The sequence below is a fragment of the Ignavibacteriales bacterium genome, from assembly GCA_016214905.1.
Classification (GTDB): domain Bacteria; phylum Bacteroidota; class Ignavibacteria; order UBA10030; family SZUA-254; genus PNNN01.
On record JACRMQ010000004.1, the window covers coordinates 175,475 to 190,602 of the forward strand.

The 15,128-nt window shown below is 39.8% G+C and carries 17 protein-coding genes; 6 read left to right on the forward strand and 11 right to left on the reverse strand.

Going from position 1 to position 15,128, the window contains the following annotated elements:
- Positions 1-19 precede the first annotated feature (19 nt).
- Complete coding sequence (locus HZB59_02515; GenBank protein MBI5020284.1) at positions 20-1,534, forward strand: amino acid permease; 1,515 nt, start codon at positions 20-22, stop codon at positions 1,532-1,534.
- A 109-nt stretch (positions 1,535-1,643) separates the two neighbouring features.
- Positions 1,644-2,132 carry a ferritin gene (locus HZB59_02520; protein MBI5020285.1) on the forward strand — a complete coding sequence of 163 codons (489 nt, stop codon included), beginning with the start codon at positions 1,644-1,646 and terminating at the stop codon, positions 2,130-2,132.
- 63 nt (positions 2,133-2,195) lie between these two features.
- Here the strand turns inward: HZB59_02520 and HZB59_02525 are convergent, their stop codons facing one another.
- A complete protein-coding gene (locus HZB59_02525) occupies positions 2,196-2,549 on the reverse strand; it encodes a hypothetical protein (protein MBI5020286.1) in 354 nt (117 codons plus the stop codon).
- A 148-nt stretch (positions 2,550-2,697) separates the two neighbouring features.
- Between HZB59_02525 and HZB59_02530 the strand changes: the two genes are divergently transcribed.
- Positions 2,698-3,273: a sigma-70 family RNA polymerase sigma factor gene (locus HZB59_02530; protein ID MBI5020287.1), complete on the forward strand. Its 576-nt coding sequence runs from the start codon at positions 2,698-2,700 to the stop codon at positions 3,271-3,273.
- Positions 3,270-3,824, forward strand: coding sequence for a zf-HC2 domain-containing protein (locus HZB59_02535; protein ID MBI5020288.1), 555 nt, complete (start codon positions 3,270-3,272; stop codon positions 3,822-3,824). The genes HZB59_02530 and HZB59_02535 overlap by 4 nt, the downstream gene beginning before the upstream one ends.
- Before the next feature lie 269 nt (positions 3,825-4,093).
- On the opposite strand, the gene uppP is transcribed toward HZB59_02535, so the two are convergent.
- Genes uppP through HZB59_02555 form a run of 4 tightly spaced genes read right to left on the reverse strand, consistent with a single transcriptional unit; the run spans position 4,094 to position 9,202 of the window.
- Positions 4,094-4,933 (reverse strand): undecaprenyl-diphosphatase UppP, encoded by an 840-nt coding sequence (gene uppP / locus HZB59_02540; GenBank protein ID MBI5020289.1) that lies wholly within the window; start codon positions 4,931-4,933, stop codon positions 4,094-4,096.
- Between the two features lie 15 nt (positions 4,934-4,948).
- The gene (locus tag HZB59_02545) at positions 4,949-6,163 is read right to left on the reverse strand and encodes a cation:dicarboxylase symporter family transporter (GenBank protein ID MBI5020290.1); all 1,215 of its coding nucleotides are present in this window, start codon (positions 6,161-6,163) and stop codon (positions 4,949-4,951) included.
- A 33-nt stretch (positions 6,164-6,196) separates the two neighbouring features.
- Positions 6,197-7,645: an amino acid permease gene (locus HZB59_02550; protein ID MBI5020291.1), complete on the reverse strand. Its 1,449-nt coding sequence runs from the start codon at positions 7,643-7,645 to the stop codon at positions 6,197-6,199.
- Positions 7,646-7,654: 9 nt separating this feature from the next.
- Positions 7,655-9,202: an amino acid permease gene (locus HZB59_02555; GenBank protein ID MBI5020292.1), complete on the reverse strand. Its 1,548-nt coding sequence runs from the start codon at positions 9,200-9,202 to the stop codon at positions 7,655-7,657.
- A gap of 161 nt (positions 9,203-9,363) precedes the next feature.
- Here HZB59_02555 and HZB59_02560 point away from each other — a divergent pair, with 161 nt between their 5' ends.
- Positions 9,364-10,215, forward strand: a complete 852-nt coding sequence (locus HZB59_02560; GenBank protein ID MBI5020293.1) for an alpha/beta fold hydrolase — start codon at positions 9,364-9,366, stop codon at positions 10,213-10,215.
- An 11-nt stretch (positions 10,216-10,226) separates the two neighbouring features.
- Positions 10,227-10,775, forward strand: a complete 549-nt coding sequence (locus HZB59_02565; GenBank protein MBI5020294.1) for a biotin transporter BioY — start codon at positions 10,227-10,229, stop codon at positions 10,773-10,775.
- A 59-nt stretch (positions 10,776-10,834) separates the two neighbouring features.
- On the opposite strand, the gene HZB59_02570 is transcribed toward HZB59_02565, so the two are convergent.
- Genes HZB59_02570 through thpR form a run of 6 tightly spaced genes read right to left on the reverse strand, consistent with a single transcriptional unit; the run spans position 10,835 to position 15,128 of the window.
- On the reverse strand, positions 10,835-11,677 hold the full coding sequence (locus tag HZB59_02570) for a WYL domain-containing protein (protein MBI5020295.1): 843 nt from the start codon (positions 11,675-11,677) through the stop codon (positions 10,835-10,837).
- A gap of 9 nt (positions 11,678-11,686) precedes the next feature.
- Positions 11,687-12,358 (reverse strand): ribonuclease H-like domain-containing protein, encoded by a 672-nt coding sequence (locus tag HZB59_02575; protein MBI5020296.1) that lies wholly within the window; start codon positions 12,356-12,358, stop codon positions 11,687-11,689.
- Positions 12,359-13,018, reverse strand: coding sequence for a RecX family transcriptional regulator (locus tag HZB59_02580; protein ID MBI5020297.1), 660 nt, complete (start codon positions 13,016-13,018; stop codon positions 12,359-12,361).
- Between the two features lie 19 nt (positions 13,019-13,037).
- Positions 13,038-14,102 carry a recombinase RecA gene (gene recA, locus HZB59_02585; GenBank protein ID MBI5020298.1) on the reverse strand — a complete coding sequence of 355 codons (1,065 nt, stop codon included), beginning with the start codon at positions 14,100-14,102 and terminating at the stop codon, positions 13,038-13,040.
- A 32-nt stretch (positions 14,103-14,134) separates the two neighbouring features.
- Positions 14,135-14,542, reverse strand: a complete 408-nt coding sequence (locus HZB59_02590; GenBank protein ID MBI5020299.1) for a response regulator — start codon at positions 14,540-14,542, stop codon at positions 14,135-14,137.
- A 7-nt stretch (positions 14,543-14,549) separates the two neighbouring features.
- The gene (gene thpR, locus HZB59_02595) at positions 14,550-15,128 is read right to left on the reverse strand and encodes an RNA 2',3'-cyclic phosphodiesterase (protein MBI5020300.1); all 579 of its coding nucleotides are present in this window, start codon (positions 15,126-15,128) and stop codon (positions 14,550-14,552) included.

Genomic DNA, 15,128 nt, shown 5'->3' on the forward strand with positions numbered 1-15,128 from the left:
TTGAATTAAAATAAATCTTATGTTACGTCAACTCTTCGAAACAAAAAGTTTAGACAGAATAATCCGTGATTCTGAACGATCTGAACATAAATTAAAAAGGGTCTTAGGATCCATGGATTTGGTTGCACTCGGTATCGGTGCTATAATCGGATCAGGAATATTTGCAACTGTTGGAACTGCCGTTGCCGGTGATGCCTTAAGGCCCGGGGCAGGTCCTGCAATAATCCTTTCATTTTTTTTAACAGCGGTTGCATGCGCGTTTTGTGGATTATGTTATGCCGAGTTCGCTTCGTTAGTTCCGATTTCAGGTAGTGCATATACATACTCTTATGCAACACTAGGAGAATTAGTCGCGTGGATTATTGGTTGGGACTTGATAATCGAGTATGCAGTGGGAAATGTTGCTGTGGCAATCGCATGGTCGGCATATTTTCATCAATTGTGTGCGGGTTTGGGTTGGCACATACCTGCATGGCTTGCGGTCGATTATCGCTCAGCTATGCAAGCTGCTGCTGCGGTAACTCAAGCCGGAGGACATATCGATCCTTCAATCTCATTGTTTTATAGCGCATGGATGAATCATCCCACACTATTTGGTATACCGATAATATTTAACTTTTTAGGTGTAAGTATAGTGATGCTTATTACCTGGTTACTCGTAATAGGAATTAAAGAGTCGGCGAGAGCAAATACTATTATGGTTGCCATCAAATTAGTGATCCTGTTTTTCTTTATTTATTCGGGATGGAAATTCGTAAGGACGGAAAATTGGTCACCGTTTATGCCAAATGGGTTCCCCGGTGTATGGGTGGGGGCGAGCTTGATATTTTTTGCATACATCGGTTTCGATGCAATCTCTACTGTGGCTGAAGAATGTAAACGCCCCGCTCGCGATTTACCAATCGGAATATTCGGTTCGCTGATCATTTGCACCATTATTTACATTCTTGTTGCCGGTGTGCTTACAGGAATGGTTCCATGGTATAAGTTGGGTGTTGCTGATCCACTGGCGGCGGCTTTCGCTTATGTAGGTGCTGATTTTTCCGCCGGCATTGTTGCATTGGGTGCTGTAATATCCATGACCGCGGTTCTTCTTGTATTTCAGATGGGACAGCCGAGAATATTTTTCTCTATGTCGCGCGATGGCTTACTGCCAAAATATTTTGCAAAAGTACATCCTAAATATAAAACACCTCATGTTACAACCATCTGGACAGGAATAGTCGTCGCGTTTATTTCGGCGTTTGCAAACATCAATGAAATAGTGGAGTTGACGAACATAGGAACTTTATTCGCATTTGTTCTGGTTTGTATAGGTGTTCTCATCCTCAGATATCGAGAACCGAACAGACCAAGGGGATTTCGTACACCGTTCGTTCCATGGATACCTATACTTGGTATTCTCTCGTGCGGTTATTTAATGCTAGGATTACCTTGGATAACCTGGTGGAGGTTTTCCATCTGGCTGTTAATCGGAATTATCATCTATTTGGTTTATGGTTATCGAAATAGCCGGTTGAGACAACCGGAATGATTGAATATTTTAATAGGTTCTTAGTATCAATTAGAGAAATAAATTATATTTCAGTAAGTCAATTATATCATTTGTATTATCGTAAATAAACATTACAAGGAGAAATATTATGATCAGTAAATCTATGCAGGATGCAATAAACGAACAGATAAATGAGGAACTATATTCTTCATATTTATATTTATCGATGGCGGCACATTTTGATTCACAGAATTTACCCGGTTTCGCGCATTGGATGAAAGTACAATCAGAAGAAGAGCGTTCCCACTCGATGAAATTTTACAGCTATGTATATGATCGGGGTGGTACTGTAACATTCAAAGCGATTGCACAGCCACCAGCAAAATATAAATCACCTCTCGAAATATTCAAGCAAGTATTGGCTCATGAAGGTAAAATTACAAAACTAATCAACAAACTTTACGAGCAAGCTTTGAAAGAAAAAGATTACCCTACTCAAAACTTATTACAATGGTTCATAAACGAGCAAGTGGAAGAAGAGAAAAACGATAACGAGATAATCAATTACCTCGAAACCCTTGGTGATTCACCTGTCAGTTTGATGATGCTTGATAGGCGACTTGCTGAGAGAAAATAATTTAATTCCTCATACCGGAAGGGGTTTGAATAGACAAACCCCTTCTTTCATTTGTTTGATATATTAGTGAGGTTGATTAAGTTTCTTCACCGCGATAGAGTAGAAAAGTATTAGCGCGATTCCGACGAATAGTGTAATCAATCCGATTATCACACCTTCATCAACATTGTAAACCATGTGGAGGTAATTCCCCAATAAGATAGCCATACCTGCAAGCAATGCCATCAATCCCCACTTGAGCGATGTAAATGGATCTCTTTTGATATCCCGATGATACATCGCTTTTATTTCCTCGTGCGACAAACCTTTTTCAATCATTGTCGCTCGTTCTCTATGGCGTGTGATGATCCAAATGATGGATATTGCGGCCATAGTCAAAAACATGGTTATTGGTATTAGAACTTCTTCCGGATTCATGAATATCTCCTTTTAATGATTCATTTTTTATATAGTAGCTCTGAAATATTTGACTTGAGCTTTTGTCTGAAGGTTTCACTTTCTCAGAAAATATTATTATGATAAAATATGAAACCAAGAGCGGACTTTGGAAGTCTAAATTTCAGATATGGCTTTATCGGATAATCAAATAATCGACGAAATACGAGGTGGAAAAAGACAGTATTTTACCACGTTAGTAGATCGTCATAAAGATCGCGCGTTTACACTTGCAGTAAGAATGCTAAGGAATCGCGAAGAAGCTGAAGAAGCCGCTCAGGATGCTTTTATTCGTGCATATAACGCTTTAAACAGATTCGAAGGGAAGGCGCGGTTTAGTACATGGTTTTACAGAATTCTATACAATGTTTGCCTAACGCGGATTTCAAGGCGAAAGGACATTTCATTGACGACCGAATTTAATGATGGAATGGAGTACTCCGAATCCGAGACGATGTTGGCTTATAATGGTGCAAACAATTACGAGCTGAACGATACGATTGAATTCATAAAAAAAATGATGGATACTTTACCTGTGAAATATCAAACTATCCTGACACTATTTTATCTGCAGGAGTTATCGCACGATGAAATCGCTGAAGTAACTCAAATGCCGATCGGTACAATTAAAACGCATCTCTTTCGGGCAAGGCAAATGTTGCAGCAACTCATCCAAAAAGAATATGAATTGGAGAAGTCAGTATGAATCATATTATTTCAGAAATAATTCAGGAATATTTAGACGGTGTTCTAAATACTGAAATGAAAGATAATATTAAAATGCACTTAGACGAGTGTAGTATCTGTCGAGATAACCTAAATTCTTTTCAAGTTGTCGATTCGGCTCTTCATCAAATGCGGGTGGAGAATACGAAACCTCAATTTACTCATGATGTGATAAAACGTTTAGGAATAAAAGAATCTCCCTCAATTATCTGGTCTATATTTAAAAATCTTGCTCCACTTTTCGGACTAATAATAATCGTTGGCATTATTTACGGGGTATTAAAATTCACAGATAAACTGGATGGATCAGGAGTTGGTGATAGTATCACGGCAACGCAATCGGTATTCAATACCGCCTCATCGGGAGTGTCAAACGGAATTTCTACATTCACTCAGTGGATGAAAAATATATTTCCTTTTCTTTATACAAAAAGCAGCTACAGCTTGGCTGCTTTCCTGATTGTATTCTTCATCATCGTTGCATTGCTTGATAAATTTATCTTCATGCCAATAGCAAGACGAAAATTGTAGCGCGGATATTCCATTGCAATAAAAAATAGTTTAAAGACTTGATTTTAATATCCATTTATATTATATTTACATAAGTTTAACACCATCTTCGGACTCCCCCTAGTGCTGCCGGCCCTCCCACGGCATCACACCGTCTGAAGATGGTTTTTTATTACCTTTCCACGCAAAAAACATCTATTCCGAATAAAAACTCGGTAAAAAAATATTATTTTTACTCAAAGAAAAATTTTGTTAGAGAACGAGTTATTTTCATAGTATACGGGTGGGTGTCAGCGGTAAAGAATATAAATCCAGATCGCTATACCAAGTAAGATTCTATATGAAATGAAAATATATGTAGTATGCTTTTGAAGATATTTGAGGAGAAAAGAAATCGACCAGTATCCAATAATACCGGCAACCACGGATGAAATCAAAATGGTATCGATACCGATATCACCAATATGATGACGCGCTTCGTAGAGTTGGTAAAAGCCGCTTGCAAGAACTGCAGGAATACTCAGGTGAAAAGAAAATCTTGCCGCTGTTTCTCTGTCTAAACCGAGAAATAAACCGGCTGTGATTGTTGTGCCTGAGCGTGAAGATCCCGGGATCAATGCAAGTGCCTGAGCAATACCAACAATGAGGGCATCTCTCCAATCTGTGTGCTGTTCATCTCTGTTATGTTTTCCAACTTTCTCAGCAAAATAAAGAAGCAAAGCAAGCGCAATTAAACTTGTTGCGATAGTGCTTAATTCTTTCGTAAAAGTTCCCTCAATAAAATCTTTAAACAGTAATCCGATTATTACAACCGGCAGCGTCCCGATGATAACAAATAATGACAGGCGAGTCTCGTTACTCCAATGATTATAATTCTTCAATTTACCGGTTTGGTAATCGGTTAAAAGATTTTTTCCCATGAGTAAATAATCTTTCAGGAAATGAATGATTACGGCAGCAACCGTACCGAGTTGCATAATTGCCATGAATGCTGTCCAATCTTCCGGATCTAAAGTTTGTACAATCCCAAATACTTTCCCGGCGAGTGTGAGATGTGCGGTACTGCTGATAGGGAGGAATTCAGTTATGCCTTGTATAATTCCTAAAATAATCGCTTCGAAAATATTCATTCTCTACAACTCCAATTAAACAGTCTGACCCGGCTGGAATTCACCTTCCCACCGAGCGATAACAACAGATGCAAGACAATTTCCAATAACATTCACAGCAGTTCTTCCCATATCCATAATTTCATCTATTCCTAAGATTACCGCAACTCCCTCTAAAGGTAACCCGAAAGAACTTAGCGTACCGGCAAGAATAACAAGCGACGCGCGGGGAACACCTGCAACACCTTTACTCGTCAGCATCAATGTAAGCATCATTAGAATTTGCTGACCAATTGTTAGTTCAACACCTGCGGCTTGCGCAACAAAGATGGCAGCGAGTGAAAGATAAAGAGTTGAACCGTCTAAATTAAAACTATAACCTGTTGGTATAACAAACGATACAATTCTGCGAGGCACACCAAATGATTCCATTACCTCCATAGCTTTCGGCAATGCTGCCTCGGAACTCGTTGTGGAAAAAGCTATAATAGCAGGCTCTTTGACTGCCTTGAAAAATTTCTTTATCGGTATTTTTGCGAGGATTGCTACAGCACCAAAGACAAAAACAATAAAAAAGATGAGAGCCCCATACATTGTTAATATCAATAATCCTAAGTTCATCATAACGCCAATGCCTTTATGCCCAACCGTAACAGCTATTGCCGCGCCTACTCCGATTGGTGCGTATCGCATAACGATACCGGTAAATTTAAACATCGTCTCGGCAAGTGAATCGCAAAACGACAAAATAGTTGTTCTTTTTTCCAGCGGTACTAATGCGAGTGCAAAACTGAAAATGATCGCAAAGACAACAATTTGCAAAACTTCACCTTCAGCCGCTGCATGAAAAAAACTTTGTGGGACAATATGGGTAATAACTTCTGTGATTGTTTGCTTTTTGGAGACGATATCTGCCGCTTGTGGATCCATGTGCAATTGAACACCAACACCGGGTTGTGTAAGGTTAACTGCAACTAATCCAATCACTAGGGCAAGCGTTGTGACGATTTCAAAATAGATTATCGATTTCAATCCCATACGTCCAACCTGCTTAAGGTTTCCGTGACCCGCGATTCCGACAACAAGAGTTGCGAAGATGAGAGGCGCGATAATGGACTTAATCAATCTGAGGAATATAATACTAAGAGGGCGGAGCTGAGTGCCGACATCTGGGAATATCCATCCAACGCATAAACCAATTCCCATCCCTATAAAAATCCATTGAGTGAGAGTTGGTTTGAGAAATTTCATGATACTTAATTGTAAGAATGATTATTCAATGATTTATTTGCTTGAAAAATTTCGCCAAAGGAAATAAATCGGGACACCGGTCATGACAATAAGAAATCCATACCATGTGTAAGATTTATAGATTAACAGGTCAACCGCGATTGCAGTGGCGATAAATACATATATCGCCGGAAGAAATGGATAACCGAATGCTCTATACGGTCTTTCATCATTTGGTCTTTTTTTACGAAGGATGAATAGCCCGATTATTGTCAATATATAAAATATGATTACCGCGAACATTACGTAATCGAGCAATTCATTGTATGTACCTGAAAGGCAAAGTGCGCTCGCCCAGATACCCTGGACTATCAATGCAACTCCCGGGACTGAATTTTTATTAAGTGTTCCGATCTTTTTGAAGAAAAGATTATCCTTTGCCATTGCAAAATAAACACGGGCACCAGAAAGAATCAAACCGTTATTACAGCCAAAAGTAGAAATCATAATTAATATCGCCATTATGATTGCTGCTGGCTCACCAAAAATAGTTGTAGCCGCCGCAATCCCAACTCGATCGCTTGTCGCAAATTGAATTCCGCGTTCCGTTACATTTGCTCCGTTTGGATCGCCGGTTAAAGGGAGAACAAAGATATAAGAGAAATTTGCGGCGATATAAAGTATTGTTACTATACCGGTTCCCAGAACAAGACTTAATGGAATAGTTTTCTTCGGATTGATAACTTCACCTGCTGTGAATGTTATATTATTCCACGCATCGCTGGAAAATAAAGAGCCAACCATCGCCGCACCGATTGCAGAAAATATTGCAATACCGGATAATGATTCAAAGGAAACTATCTTACCATCTGCAATGTGTGTCCAGTTGGCGTTCCAGAAATTAGAGAAGTTAGCCGCAATCGCACTCGAATTACGACCGATGAATATCCCGAGCAATATCAGGCCGAATAATGCGATTGCCTTTGTAAATGTAAAAATATTTTGGACATATTTTCCTTCCCTCAATCCTCCAATATTGACGAGTGTCAGAACCATTATACTCGCAATAGCCAAAACTTGTGCGGCTGTAATCTTTAATCCGAATAAGTAAAAAAGAATATGCGATTCACTGAACCAAGGAATTAAAACGCCCGTGAATTTTGCGAAGGCAACACCCACCGCGGCAATGGTTCCGGTTTGTATGACTGCAAACAGAGTCCAGCCGTATAAAAATCCAATAAGCGGATTATATGCTTCACGCAAATATACATATTGGCCACCCGCATGAGGCATCATACCGGCAAGCTCGCCGTAACTAAGTGCCGCAATAATGGTGATGACTCCGGTAATCAGCCACACAAGAAGTAGGTAGCCGGGTGATCCGACCGTGCGTGCGATATCCGCGCTCACGATAAAAATGCCTGAGCCGATCATCGACCCTATTACAATCATCGTCGAATCAAATAATCCGAGCTCGCGCTTAAAATGCGTTTGTTCTGTCATCCAATATTTTTATGCTTTTTCTTTTGAGAGTAGTTTTGCCAACACACTATGATGCTTACCGTACATGAAATATATTAGCATTCCAATTGCAAGCCATCCTACAAGTCGGGCCCAATTTTGCCACTCTAATGTCAACATCATGCCGAGGTTAAAAATAACCCCCATTGGTGCAACAAACCAAATCGCAGGCGTTTTAAATGGGCGATGCCTGTTTGGTTCTTTTTTCCTCATCACCCAAACGGCGATGCAAACCATAACGAAAGCGAGCAACGTGCCGATATTAACCATTTTGGAAATAGAATCTATCGGTGTGAAGGCAGAAACAAGCGAGACAATAAAACCGATAAGAATATTCGCTTTGTATGGTGTGCGGTAGGTTGGATGGAGTTCACCAAATGTTTTTTTCGGAAGCAAACCGTCTTTCGATATCGCAAAGAAGACACGTGATTGACCAAGCAGCATAACGATAAGTACAGATGTGAGTCCGGCTATCGCTGCTATTGAGATAATAAAAACCGCGTAACTCAATCCCTGCGAACCAAATGCGGCTGCAATGGGTGCGGTGATATCTATGTCTTTATAATTAACCATACCTGTTAATACCAAAGCGACAAGTATATAAAGGATGGTGCACAGGATCAGAGATGTTATAATGCCGAAGGGAACATCCTTCTGAGGGTTCTTAGCTTCACCAGCATGAGTAGAGACAGTATCGAATCCTATGTAGGCGAAAAAGATGTATGCGGCTCCGGCCACAATTCCTAATAATCCATACGCGCTGTGGGTTCCTCCAAGAGCATCAATATAATATCCTCTCTCCGGAATGAATGGTTTCCAATTCGCAGTGTTAATATATTGAGCTCCCAGAATAATAATGAAAAGAACCACAATTACCTTTATTGCAACCATAATATTATTCGTGCCTGACGCTTGCTTAATTCCGCGCACAAGGATAGCAGTAATGATCCAGATGATAATCAGCGCGGGAAGATTGACAGCAATATCCACACCCATAATATTCGGGAAGCTTAAATCGGAATACCTCGTTGCAAGATTAGCTATTGTCCCTTTGTGCGTCGCATCTGCAATCATTTCTTTTGCGGTGAACACATCGTTCATCAACCAGATCGGAAATTTTATATCGAACAAGTGCAGAAATTTTGCTAAATAACCGGACCAACCCACAGCCACGGCAGATGCACCCATTCCATATTCGAGAATCAAGTCCCATCCAATTATCCATGCAAAAAATTCTCCCATCGTTGCATAAGAATATGCGTAAGCAGAACCTTCAACCGGTAGGAACGATGCAAATTCGGCATAACATAACGCAGCAAAAGTGCAACCTATACCTGCAACTACGAACGAAAGAGCAAGTGCGGGTCCCGCGTACTCTTTCGCTCCCACGCCGGTCATTACAAAAATTCCGGCTCCGATAATCGCACCTACGCCAAGAGATGTTAAACCCCATTTGCCTAAAACTCGCTTGAGTTTACTTTCCTTCATCTCTGTTTCAAAATGTTCTACCGGCTTGCGCTGCCACAGTTGATTACCCATGCAAAGGTTCTCCTATTTAATTGGATCTTAAAAATGAATTAATTTCAGATAAAAACTGATTGTTGAAAATAAGAAAAAATAACGAGAAGCTCAATAAAAATCTAAAATATTCTAAAACTCTTTTCTTGATTGTAGACGAATGTTTTCGTATTTTAATCAAAATGAATGAATACAGCATCCGCTTAGAACATTTTGATATCTATAATCAGGGCGGAAATCGCATTCACGGAGATATTCGGTATGCACCGACACTGAAAGAGATGCCGGTTATTGTTATTTGCCACAGCTTCATGGCATTTAAGGACTGGGGATTTTTCCCGTTCGTTGCAACGAGATTTGCCGAGTGCGGTTATGTTACGGTAATATTTAATTTCTCCGGTAATGGTGTTGAAGGAGATAATGATCGCATAACCAACTTCGACAGTTTCGAGAAAAATACTTTCTTAAAGGAAGTTGAGGATCTTAAAACTGTAATCGATTCGATATGGAATGGCGAAATAGGCGCCGGAATAATTGATAGATCAAATATCATATTACTCGGACATTCACGAGGCGGTGGTGTTGCGATACTTGAAGCAGCTAGAGATGATCGGGTTAAAGCCATGGTGAGTTGGTCTACAATCGGGACATTTATCAGGTGGACTGAACATCAAAAGAAAGTTTGGCGGGAATATGGATTTTTCCCTCTCGCTAAAAATACAACAGCGAGCCCTCTGCGGCTTGGAACCGATTTGTTGCATGAAATTGAGAACGAGAAAGTTCAACTCGATTTACTAAGCGCGGCAGCAAGAATTAAAACACCATGGTTATTAATTCATGGTAAAACCGATAAAACAGTATCGGTGAAAGAAACAGAAATGTTACTCACAGCAGCTGTAAATTCGAAAGCCGAATTATTATTGCTCGATCATGTCGGGCATCTTTATGATGCTGCAACAAAAGAAGAAGACGATTACAAAACAATAGAAATGGTATTTCAGAAAACAAAAGATTGGCTACAAAAAATCAAATGAAAGGATTTTAGATGAATAAAAGTTCAGTAATTCAAACAGGTATTTTAAGTCAAGAGAAAGCGATAACTCAGGTGCTCTGGATAGTGGGGTTTACCGCGCTTACTGCTGTTGGCGCGCAGTTCGAAATTCAGCATCAGCCGGTTCCGTACACGTTGCAAACATTATTCGTACTGCTTGCAGGCGCAGTTCTTGGAAAACGCAATGGCGCAATAAGTCAAGTTGCTTATTTACTGGCAGGTGTAATTGGAGTTCCTGTATTTGCGGGCTTCAGTTTTGGTTTGGTGAAAATCATCGGACCAACCGGCGGTTATTTGTTAAGCTTTCCGATTGCCGCATTTGTTGTGGGTTATCTGCTTGAACAACGGAAGAGTTTTATTTGGACTTTAATTTCAATGTTCATAGGATTGTTTATTATTTTCAGTTTAGGAACATTGCATCTCAATTTGATTTATTTCCATAATTGGAGTGATTCAATTGCTGGAGGATTCTTTATATTTTCGTGGTGGGATGGACTAAAATTATTTGCCGCGGCATGTATTGCATATCGGTTGAGGAAATAAATATTTGTTATGTGCGACTCACCTCCAGCGGTGTTTCTCCCTTGATGGTGAGCCGCACGTCATACAACCCGCAAATCCAAAATCCTATCTATCCTAAAATTTCTCTCGGTATTTGCGGAATGGCAATGAGCAATAAGGTATGTCGCGCGGTTCTTACCGATTTGATCTGTGAAATATTCTTTCGGAGTTATAATCCGGTCTGAGATTTCTCCGTTCAAAGGGGAGAGGTATTTAATCCAAAGGTTTTGCCGCGCTTCTAAAGCGTTGTTGACAATATTCAATCTAAAATTGTGCAGGAGCTGATTCAAATCTTTTCGCCATAAATCAGAAACAAATTTACAATCGTGGGCTTTAAGAATTGATGTGAATATTGTGAAGAGTTGCGCAGTGGCTGTTGCATCTTCCAATGCTCTGTGCCGGACAGGGAAGGATACTCCTGCGATTCTTGCCACATTGCCTTGTTGATACGATTGAAGTCCCGGCAAAAGTTGCCGCGCAATTGATAATGCATCGACTACCAAATTCTCAATTGGAGGATAACCTATAAGTCTAAATTCAGATGTTATGAATGACAGGTCGAACGGAGCGTTGTAAGCTACGAGCACAGAATCTTTCATCATTTTCCACAATCGTTCAGCAACATCTGAAAATAGAGGTGCGTCGATTAACATCTCCGGTGATATACCATTAACTGCATACGCGCCGGCAGAGATTGGCTGCTGTGGATCAATTAGCGTTCCATAAGTTTCAATTATCGCACCGCCTCGAAGCTTTACTGCGCCGATCTCGCAAACTCTATCACCGCGATCAGCAGAAAGACCGGTCGTTTCCACATCGATTACAAGATAATCTCTTTCATTAATCAGTTCTGAATCAGTTGAAAATAATTTCGATGATCTCATTTATACATTCTATTTTATATTTAAAAACTCGTTCCAGCGTTTATATAAATCTGCTGTTGCAATTACGTCGCCAATGCAGTACTCGGCGATCTTCCGAAATTGTCCATCTTTGTATAAAGGTCCTAAATCTAAACCTGTTATACCTTCACTCTTCGGACTTTTAATTCCAAACGATTTACAATAAAAATCGAGATTGAATTTTCGCACAACTCCATAAAAAGTGAGTTGCTCAAGCAGATCGCAATGTTCAGATGTATCGTAACGGTAAGGCATTATGTTGCGTATAGGTTTAACTCCGTTTATAGCTGAACGAAGCATGATGAAAGGATTATCGAATCCTCGACCGTTAAATGTTACATATCGATCATATCGCTGAATCGTTGTCCAAAAGTTTTTCAAAATCTCTTTTTCATCTCCTGAAACATATTCAATCTTACCATCTTCCGAAGAATAATTATCTTTTACGTTTGATTGATAAAAGACTTTCCCGCTCATCGTATCGGGATTAAGCATTCCGATAGCGATGATTTGTGCGGTGAGCGGATAAAGGTTTAGTTTTTGTAATTCGGCTTCCTGTTTCTCAACAGTGTCGGCGAATTTCATCAGATATTCCTGTTGAACCTCGTCGAATGTTTCAAAAGGGAGCGCGAGCGTTTCGATATCGAAAATAACAGATGCCATTTATTCATCCTCCTGAGCAGAATAATTTTTGAATATTTGTTTTAATACTTTGGATGTTAGAGACCAATCAAAACCCCGACGCATTAATGCCTGTGAAATACGTCTGATTTGATCTTTCCTATCAACCGGTTTTCTTGATGTCTTGAATTTCTTGAAATATTTCTTCGCTGTCTCGATTGCGAGGGATTCTTCTTTGTCACACTTAATATCGTTGAGAACCATCTCGATTGTATCTTTTGCAATACCTTTTCTCTTTAATTGCTGAAACAGGAGACGTTTGCCGGCAGATTTAGTTCTTTGCAGGTCGGCGATGTACGCTTTTGCAAATTCCAAATCGTTGAGGAAATTGATTTCAGAAAGATATTTAATCACTTTGTCGATGATTTCAACCGGGAATTCGTATTCTCTGAGCTTACTCTTAACTTCATATTCGCTTCGCATTCTGCGACTTATATATTTTAATGCTTTATTTTTTGCAGTCGAATATTCTTCTTCACCCGTTAATTTATCGATCAATTCATCGGTGACCTGGTCACCTTTCCGCAGAGAAAATTTATGGACAACTTCTTTGTTAAGCCCGAAAGCAAATTCGCCATCCAGATAAACGTTTACACGGTCGGGATGGCGTTTTTGTTGTTCAAGTTTGGAAATATTCTTCACACCAAACTGTAATAAAGTTTTATTTTGAAGCGGGTTTCTTAACCGTTTCGGGTTTGGGTGATTTATTGCTCGATTCAGCATCAATTAATCCCAATTTCTTCCTCACTTCTGTATCGATCTGCTTTGCAAGTTTTTCATTATCCTGTAAATATTTCTTAACTGCATCACGACCCTGTCCGATTCGATCAGCACCATAAGCGAACCATGAACCACTCTTGGCGATTATGTTATGTTCCACTGCTGTATCGATAAGATCACCTAACTTTGATATACCCTCGTTATAAAGTATATCGAATTGAGCTTCTTTGAATGGAGGAGCAACTTTATTTTTAACGACTTTCACTTTCACCCGGTTGCCGACTACATTCTGACCATCTTTGATGGCTTCGATACGCCGAACATCAAGTCGAAGGGAAGCATAGAACTTTAATGCGTTTCCGCCGGTTGTTGTTTCAGGATTACCGAACATTATTCCAATTTTTTGACGCAGTTGATTCGTAAACATGACGGTTGTTTTCGATTTGCTGATCGCAGCTGTTAGTTTGCGAAGTGCCTGCGACATAAGCCGCGCTTGAACGCCCATAGTCGGGTCACCCATTTCTCCTTCGATTTCGGCACGTGGTGTAAGTGCTGCAACTGAATCAATTACGATAACATCGAGTGCGCCGCTCCGAACAAGTGTTTCAACAATCTCGAGCGCCTGTTCACCATATTCTGGTTGTGAAAGCATTAAATTGTTTGTATCAACACCTAATTTTTTCGCGTAGTTTAAATCGAGGGCATGTTCTGTGTCGATGAATGCAGCAATGCCGCCTTTTTTCTGAGCTTCCGCAAGCACGTGAAGACAGATAGTTGTTTTCCCTGATGCCTCGGGACCGAATATTTCTATCACTCTCCCACGAGGTATACCTCCGATTCCAACTGCCGCATCAAGAGATATCGAACCTGTGGATATGAAATCTATCTTTGCTATCGGTCCTTCATCAAGTTTCATGATAGCACCTTTGCCGTGCTGTTTTTCAATTTGCTCAACGGCAATTTTCAATGCTTGCATTCGAGCTTCTTTATTATTTTCTTCTGCCATGTTATATCCTTTCTATTTCTTTAGAATCTTTTTTAATTACCTTTTGTCGGGAACCGGTCGAGAAAATCAATCACGATCGTTTTAATCTGGTTCGAATCGAACGGTTTCTCGATATACCCATCCGCGCCTAAATCTTTCGCTGTTCGTTTCGCATCGAAATCATCTATTGATGACATAAAGACATAAGGTATATCTTTGAATTTAGGGTTGCCTTTGATTTTTTCGTAAAGATCAAATCCATTCATAAACGGCATACGAACATCGCTCATGATCAGATCAGGTTTCTTTTTTTCAAGTTTCTTCAATGCGTCTTCACCACCGTCAGCGGTCAGTATTTTAAATTTTTCTCCCTTCAATGATAAACGAATCGCTTCAAGCCACATAGATTCATCATCTATGAAAAGAACAGTTTTAAGGTTAGGTTTTTGTACCGGTTTCATATACAGTTTATACCGTGATTTTCTTACGTAATGGAATATTCTTAATGATGGAGTATTCAGACCCTTCCGGCTTTAAAATACTTCGCATTACTAATATCTCGTTAATTATAGCTTTCTGTGGTTCAAAGGTAAGATTTTCTAACATCGGAAGCAAGTTTATTAATCGATTTGATGATTTTATCCTCCCCAAAGTAATATGAGGATGAAATGGTCGGGTTTCAATCTCAAAACCAAATTTTGAAAGTGTTTGATCGAGCGTGTTTTTTAAATTTAGAAGGATTCCCTCGCTGTTCTCGCAACCGACCCAGATGATACGCGGATTCTTCTTATTCGGGAAAGCACCCAAATGTTGATAAATAACCTGTGTTGCTTCCATAGTTGAGACGATCGAATCAATTTCATTTAAAACATTTGGAAGAGTTTCTTCCTTCACATCTCCTAAAAACTTTATTGTCGCATGAAATTTATCTTTTCTCTCCCATTTTACGTCGGCGCCCGATTTCTTTAGCTCCGATTGAAGTTTTTCCATTTCATCCTTGATAATTGAAGGAGTGTCAAATGCCAAAAATGTGCGAATGAGTTTCAT

Coding starts and splice junctions, on each gene's coding strand:
- HZB59_02565 (MBI5020294.1), top strand. CDS start 10,227: ATGAATAAAAGTTCAGTAATTCAAACAGGTATTTTAAGTCAAGAGAAA.
- HZB59_02520 (MBI5020285.1), top strand. CDS start 1,644: ATGATCAGTAAATCTATGCAGGATGCAATAAACGAACAGATAAATGAG.
- recA (MBI5020298.1), bottom strand. CDS start 14,102: ATGGCAGAAGAAAATAATAAAGAAGCTCGAATGCAAGCATTGAAAATT.
- HZB59_02525 (MBI5020286.1), bottom strand. CDS start 2,549: ATGAATCCGGAAGAAGTTCTAATACCAATAACCATGTTTTTGACTATG.
- HZB59_02545 (MBI5020290.1), bottom strand. CDS start 6,163: ATGAAATTTCTCAAACCAACTCTCACTCAATGGATTTTTATAGGGATG.
- HZB59_02535 (MBI5020288.1), top strand. CDS start 3,270: ATGAATCATATTATTTCAGAAATAATTCAGGAATATTTAGACGGTGTT.
- HZB59_02555 (MBI5020292.1), bottom strand. CDS start 9,202: ATGGGTAATCAACTGTGGCAGCGCAAGCCGGTAGAACATTTTGAAACA.
- uppP (MBI5020289.1), bottom strand. CDS start 4,933: ATGAATATTTTCGAAGCGATTATTTTAGGAATTATACAAGGCATAACT.
- thpR (MBI5020300.1), bottom strand. CDS start 15,128: ATGAAACTCATTCGCACATTTTTGGCATTTGACACTCCTTCAATTATC.
- HZB59_02530 (MBI5020287.1), top strand. CDS start 2,698: ATGGCTTTATCGGATAATCAAATAATCGACGAAATACGAGGTGGAAAA.
- HZB59_02550 (MBI5020291.1), bottom strand. CDS start 7,645: ATGACAGAACAAACGCATTTTAAGCGCGAGCTCGGATTATTTGATTCG.
- HZB59_02560 (MBI5020293.1), top strand. CDS start 9,364: ATGAATGAATACAGCATCCGCTTAGAACATTTTGATATCTATAATCAG.
- HZB59_02515 (MBI5020284.1), top strand. CDS start 20: ATGTTACGTCAACTCTTCGAAACAAAAAGTTTAGACAGAATAATCCGT.
- HZB59_02575 (MBI5020296.1), bottom strand. CDS start 12,358: ATGGCATCTGTTATTTTCGATATCGAAACGCTCGCGCTCCCTTTTGAA.
- HZB59_02590 (MBI5020299.1), bottom strand. CDS start 14,542: ATGAAACCGGTACAAAAACCTAACCTTAAAACTGTTCTTTTCATAGAT.
- HZB59_02570 (MBI5020295.1), bottom strand. CDS start 11,677: ATGAGATCATCGAAATTATTTTCAACTGATTCAGAACTGATTAATGAA.